The following is a 6,345-nucleotide window of genomic DNA, read 5'->3' as shown; positions in this document are numbered from 1 at the left end:
TCCGCGCGGTGAACGATTCCCCCTCGACCATCACGTTGCCGGCCGCGACCAATTCGAGCGCCGAGCGCGTCTGGCCGGGGAGGGGCGGGGCCTGGCCGATGCCGAGGGCGTCGCTGGCCACGCTCACCGCACCGGCGGGAAGGCCGTCGGCGGCGTGGGGATCGAGGCGGTCGTCCCAGGCGGCGACCGGCCCCCAGATCGCCTGGACACGCTGGTGGAACTCGAGACCGCGGCGCTGGAGGTTGCCGCGCAGGCCGCGCTGGAAATCGACACCGAGGAACGTCAGCTGCGCCTCGGTCGGGGCGGCGGTCGGCGCTGGAGCCGCCGGCGGCGTGCCCGGCGGCGCCGGCGGGGTGAACGCCGGCACCCGTCCGAAGCGCGTGCTCGTCAGACGGCCCGGGCCGGTGCCGTTGACGTCGCCGCTGATCCGGTCGACGACGAGGTCGCGGACGAACAGCCGCTCCACGGAGCGTCCGCCGTCGGCGGCGGTGGACCGGCTCTCGAGGCGCACGCCATTCCCGCACGCGATCCGGGCGACGTCGGCCTGGGGGCCGGCGCCGCGCCGCTCCGACAGCGCGGCGAAGTCGATCGGCCGCGTGAGCGTGACGGTGAGAACTCCGGCATCGAGGCCGGTCTCGCCTGCGATCGTCCGGACCTGGTCGACGAACCGGGCGGTGCCGCCGTCGAAGTCGAGACGCCCCTGCCAGCGGACGTCGAGCGCGCCAGGGCCGGCGGCGGCAGCGGGCGGCTGCCCGCCGGTGGCGGCCAGCGCGTCGAGGCCGCCGAGGCCCCGTTCGAGCGGGAGGCGGAGCTGGCCGGCACCGTCGACCGTCATCCGGTTGGCACCGCGGTCGAACTCGACCAGCGGACCCTCGAGATGCATGCCCCGACCGGTGATCGTCGCCGGACGACCGGAGACGATCGCGCGTGCCTCGGGGCGCTGCGGCCGCGACAGTTGCATCTGGTCGCCCCCGATCTCGAGCCCCGCTTCCGCGGCGGATTGATCGGCCACTTCCTCGGTGAGCCGTACCTGCCCCTCCATCGACAGCTCCTCGACTTCGGCACCGCGGCCGAGCAGCAGCACCTGGCCCCGGACGAGGGCGCCGACGGCGATCATGCGGCCGCGCGGGGGCGCGGGAGGCACCGCCGGGCCACGCGAGAGGGGCGCTGGCGGCGCTCCCGGCGCGGCCGCGATCGGCGCGGGGCGGGCGGGGGCCGGGCTGGCAGTCGCCGGCGGCGCGACCGGGGCCGCCGGGGCGGGCGCCACGGCAGGTGCGGCTGCCGGCTCCACCTGGCGGAACCAGAGCTGCAATTGATCGGTGCGCGCGGCGAGGCTCTCGGAATCGACTTCGACGACCCCGCGGGCGAGCATCCGCTGCGGGCGGACGGCCGAGAGCGGACTGGCAGCGGCGCCGGCCGGCGCCGTGAGCGGCTCGAGCCAGAGGTGCATCTCGGCCGCCGACAGTCGCCCCTGCCCCGGCACGGTGACGTCGGCGGAGCCGGCCAGCGAGGCGACGTGGGCGGGACCGTCGGGGCGGACGCGCAGCCACTTCTGCCATTTCACGTGGGCCGCGGGCTGGCCCTCGGAGCGCGTCCGCAGCCACCCGGGACCGACCGCCAGCAGCGCTCCGGGAGTGCCGGCCGGGCCGGGCACGTAGTCGATCGACCGCGCTTCCATCTCCGTTCCCTGGATCACCAACGACACCGGCTCCTCGCCGTCGAGGAGGATCCGGCGCGTGGCGATTTCGTAGCCGAGCCGGCCCCCCCGCGCCTCGAGCGCCGCAGCGGCGCTGGTGGCCACGACCGGCCGGCCGCGGGCCTGGATCTCACGCGGCTCGAGGCCCCCCGTGGTCGTGGTCGCGTCGGCGGCGCGCGACAGGAGGATCGCGAGCTGGTCGCAGGCGAGCTGGTCGGCGGTGCCGTCGGGCAGCGTGCGGACGACGTCGACGTGGTCCTCGAGGGTGACGAGGTTGGCGCCGATGTTGATCACCAGCGCGCCCGAGCAGGTGACCAGCGCCGGCGCCGCCTCGGCCGCGATCGGGGGTGCGGCGGCGGTCGGCGCCGACGGGCCGGGGAGGAGTCCGCCGGCGAGCCCCTCGAGCTTGAGCCGCACGTCGCGCTCGAGACGGATCGAATCGACGCCGCCGATGTTGGGCCCCTGGCCACCCGCCCCGGCCTTGGGGAGGAGCCGCGCGAGGAGCCCGCGGCCGCTGCCGGTGGACCGCCCGTAGCGGAACTGGACCGCTTCGCTGGTGTGGACCTCGAGCTCGGCCAGTTCGACGTCGCGGGTCTCGATCTCGATCTCGTCCTCCGCCCCGGGCTTCGAGGCGCTGCCGCGGATCGTCACCGGCCCGCGCAGGCTCCCGCCGACCAGTCGCGCGAGCCGGCCCTGGCGGAGGTCGAGCGGCTCGTCGAACTCGAGCACCGCCCCCTGCTCGGCGCGGAGCACGAGCGTCCGGCCGGGGGCGGCGCCTTCGGCGGCGTCGGGGAGGATCACCAGCGTGCAGGGGACCAGATGCACCCGGCCGCCGTCGACGGCGTTGTACTGCCGGAAGAGGAGCCGCATCTGCCGGCTCTCGAGGACGATCGGATCCTTCCGTTCCCAGGCGTCGGCCGGGAAGATGCCCTCGAGCGCCGCCATCCGGCGGTCGGCCCGCGCCCGGACCGCCGCGACCTCCTCGGCGGTCATCTCGAGCGACGGGTCGGCAGCGACGACCGTCGGCTCCACCAAGGGCACGACGACCAGCCGGTGCAACCCGGCGATGCCGAGCACCAGGAGGAAGACCCGCACGGTCCGACCGAGCTGATTGTCCATGGCAAGCCCGGGCTGGGGGTCAGGCGGTGCCGCCGGTGGCACCGGCGACGGCGGCCGGCCAGGCACCGCGGGCGTGGAGGAGCCGCTCCACCACCTCGCGCACCGCGCCGCGCCCGCCAGGCCGGTCGGTGACGAGATCGGCCTCGGCGACCAGTTCGGCACAGGCATCGGCGACGGCCACGCCCAGTCCGCAGCGGCGCACGACCGGGAGATCGGGCAGGTCGTCACCGACGAACGCCGCCTGCTCCCAGGCCAAGCCGGTGGCGGCGAGGATCTCGGCGACCGCCGTCGTCTTGTCGGCCACTCCCTGGCGCACGATCGCGATCCCCAGCTCCCGGGCACGCGCGGCGACGGCGCCGCTCTCCCGGCCGGTGACGATCCCGGCGCGGTACCCGGCCCGCTGCCAGAGGCGCAGGCCGAGGCCGTCGCGGATCGAGAACGTCTTCAGCTCCTCCCCCGTCGCCGTGAGCGTCACCCCGCCGTCGGTGAGGACGCCGTCGACGTCGAGGAGGAGCAGCTCGACGCGGACCAGGCGGGTGGTGAGGTCGGTGGCGGGGGGCACGGCGGGCTCCGGGGCGGGGCAGCTCGGTCAGGCGGCCTCGGCCGCCGGCGACGCGACCGCGCCAGCGGCCGGCAGCGCCGCCGGATGGTCGGGGGACACCATCCCGAGCAGGTCGACGACGTCGATCAATCCCACCGCGCGACCGGCGGCATCGACGACCGGCAGCTCGCTGATCCGCCGGGCGTCGAGGATCGTGAGGGCGTCGTCGAGCCGGGCCCCGGCGGGCACGGTCGTCGGCTGCGGCGTCATCACCGCGCCGATCGGCGCGTCGATCGCGTCGTCGCGCCGCTGCTCGAACAGCCGCGCCAGGTCGCTGTCGGTGAACAGGCCGACGAGCCGGCCGGTGGCGTCGACGATCATCACCGCGCCCGTCCGCCGCGCCGGCAAGGGCCGTGAAAACACCGCGCGGACCGTCTCCTCGGCCAGCGCCGTCCGGCATCGGGCCAGCGGGCGCATCGCCTCGTCGACGCGCGTCAATTGCCGGCCGAGGCTGCCGCCGGGATGGCGGGCGGCGAAGTCGTCGGCGGTGAACCGGCGCCGGCCGCTGGTGACCAGCGCCAGGGCGTCGCCGAGGGCCATCAGCAGCGTGGTGCTCGTGCTCGGCGCCAACCCCAGCCCGCAGGCCTCGCGGACTGCCCCGGTGAGGATCACCTCGGTGGCCGCCCGGCCGAGCGTGCTGCCGCGGCGGCCGGTGAGGGCGACGATCGGAATCCGCCGGGCGACGATGTGGGGAAGGAGGCGGACGATCTCCTCCGACTCCCCCGACTGTGACAGCACGACGAGCAGGTCGTCGCCGCGCAGCATGCCGAGGTCGCCGTGGAGGGCCTCGGCGGGATGGAGGAAGTGGCTCGGCGTGCCGGTCGAGGCGAGCGTCGCCGACACCTTGCGGGCCACGAGACCCGCCTTGCCGATCCCGGTCACCACGACGCTGCCGGTGCAGGCCTCGACAAGCGCCACCGCCCGGGCGAACGCTTCATCGAGCGCGGCCGCGGCGCGCTGGAGCGCCTCCGCCTCGGCGTGGAGGATCCGGCGGCCGTCGACGAGGACGTCGGCGGGCGCGGGAGTGGATTCGTGACGGTCGGGCATCGGCGCTCGTCCCGGCGGCGTCCCGTCGTCGGCGGCGCCGCCAAAGGCGCGCCGTGCCGGCGGCACGGGGGGCGGGACTATAGGCCGACTGGGCAACCGCCGCAACGCGGCTTTGTCCCGGCGGACGGGCCGCGATCAGGCCGTCGCGTAGCGCTTCGCCATCTCGGCCAGCGTCACCACCGGGACTTTCCGGGCGTGGCCGGCCTGCCCGAACTGGACCATCCGCTCGGCGCAGACTTTCTTCATCGCGTCGCGCGCCGGCTTGAGGTAGTCGCGTGGATCGAACTTCTCGGGGTGCTCCCAGAGCACCTTGCGGATCGCGCCGGTGATCGCCATCCGGTTGTCGGTGTCGACGTTGATCTTGCGCACGCCGTGCTTGATGCCGCGCTGGATCTCCTCGACCGGCACGCCCCAGGTCTGCGGCATCTTGCCGCCGTAGGCGTTGATGATGTCCTGCAATTCCTGCGGCACGCTCGACGAGCCGTGCATCACGAGGTGGCAGTTGGGGAGGCGGCGATGGATCTCTTCGATCCGCTTCATCGCGAGGACCTCGCCGTCGGGCTTGCGGGTGAATTTGTAGGCGCCGTGGCTGGTGCCGATCGCCACCGCCAGCGCGTCGACCCCGGTGGCGGCGACGAATCGCTCCGCCTCGTCGGGATCGGTGAGGAGCTGGTCGTGCGACAGCTGCCCCTCGGCGCCGTGGCCGTCCTCGGCCTCGCCATGGCCGCTCTCGAGCGACCCCAAGCACCCCAGCTCCCCCTCGACGCTCACCCCCTGACGATGGGCCTGCTCGACCACCTGCCGCGTGACGCGGACGTTGTAGTCGTAGTCGGCCGGCGTCTTGCCGTCTTCCTTCAGCGACCCGTCCATCATCACGCTCGTGAAGCCGTTGTCGATCGCGCTTTGGCAGGTCGCCGGCGAATTGCCATGGTCCTGGTGCATCGCGATCGGAATCCACGGATAGAGCTCCGCGGCCGCCAGCATCAGATGGCGGAGGTAGGCGTCCTGGCTGAAGCTCCGCGCGCCGCGCGAGGCCTGGACGATGACCGGCGACTCGGTCTCCCTGGCCGCCTCCATGATCGCCTGGATCTGCTCCATGTCGTTGACGTTGAAGGCGGCCAGACCGTAGCCGTGCTCGGCGGCATGGTCGAGAAGGACGCGCATCGGCACCAGCGGCATGGGGTGGGCTCCGGAAGAACGAGGGGCGGGACCGGACGGTCGCGCGGATCATACGGCAAAACCGGGCCTGCTAGAATCCCGGCCGGAGGATCGGTTCCCACGCGGCCGGCAGATGAACGAGCGACGCACCCCCGACACGCCCTCCCCCTTCGCCGGCGATCGGCTGCGCGACGCCCTGCGCCGGCTCGCTCCGGCCTCCTGGCCGCGGCCGGAGCGGAACCCGCTCATCGGCTTCCTGTGGATGTGCGGCGGCTGGACGTTTCTCGTCGTGGCCGGGCTCGGTGTCGTGTTGCCGTTGGTGCCGGCGACGCCGTTCCTGCTCCTCGCCAGCTACTGCTTCTACCGCGGCAGCCCGCGGATGTACGCCTGGCTCCACCGTTCGAAGCAGTTCGGCCCGATGCTCGAAGACTGGGAGCACTACCGCGGGATCAGACGCGGTCTCAAGTACCGCGCGATCGCGCTGGTGACCGTCGTGGTGCTGACGAGCCTGTTCTTCAGCCAACTGCCCTGGTACGGCCGCTACGCCGTCCTCGGCATGGTCGCGGTCGGGCTGACGGTGATCTGGATGGTGCCGACGCTCCCCGACAGGCTCCCGCCCGCGCCGGCGGCGGACGGCAGCAACGCCTTTCCCCGCGTCACCCGCGGCGACGAGTGATTCCCGTGGCGACCGGTCGGTGGCCGACGGCAGCCGCCGGGTGACTGA

5 protein-coding genes are annotated in these 6,345 nt (G+C 74.2%); 1 reads left to right on the top strand and 4 read right to left on the bottom strand.

The window, feature by feature from the left end; translation table 11 throughout:
• The 4 genes from FJ309_11080 to FJ309_11065 form a co-directional block, all read right to left on the bottom strand.
• The coding region (locus FJ309_11080; GenBank protein ID MBM3955140.1) for a hypothetical protein at positions 1 to 2,815 on the bottom strand (2,815 nt) is incomplete at its 3' end.
• Positions 2,816 to 2,834: 19 nt separating this feature from the next.
• Entirely contained in the window at positions 2,835 to 3,377 is a 543-nt protein-coding gene (locus FJ309_11075; protein MBM3955139.1) for a phenylphosphate carboxylase subunit delta, read from the bottom strand.
• A 27-nt stretch (positions 3,378 to 3,404) separates the two neighbouring features.
• Positions 3,405 to 4,463: a KpsF/GutQ family sugar-phosphate isomerase gene (locus FJ309_11070; GenBank protein ID MBM3955138.1), complete on the bottom strand. Its 1,059-nt coding sequence runs from the start codon at positions 4,461 to 4,463 to the stop codon at positions 3,405 to 3,407.
• Positions 4,464 to 4,598: 135 nt separating this feature from the next.
• Entirely contained in the window at positions 4,599 to 5,642 is a 1,044-nt protein-coding gene (locus FJ309_11065) for a fructose-bisphosphate aldolase class II (protein MBM3955137.1), read from the bottom strand.
• On the opposite strand from FJ309_11065, the gene FJ309_11060 reads away from it, so the two are divergent.
• Entirely contained in the window at positions 5,641 to 6,297 is a 657-nt protein-coding gene (locus tag FJ309_11060) for a DUF454 domain-containing protein (GenBank protein ID MBM3955136.1), read from the top strand. The genes FJ309_11065 and FJ309_11060 overlap by 2 nt on opposite strands.
• Positions 6,298 to 6,345: the final 48 nt, after the last annotated feature.

This window comes from Planctomycetota bacterium, from assembly GCA_016872555.1.
In the GTDB taxonomy this organism is placed as follows: domain Bacteria; phylum Planctomycetota; class Planctomycetia; order Pirellulales; family UBA1268; genus F1-20-MAGs016.
Note: the sequence above shows the minus strand (reverse complement) of the source record. Positions and strands in the feature narration are given on the sequence as shown.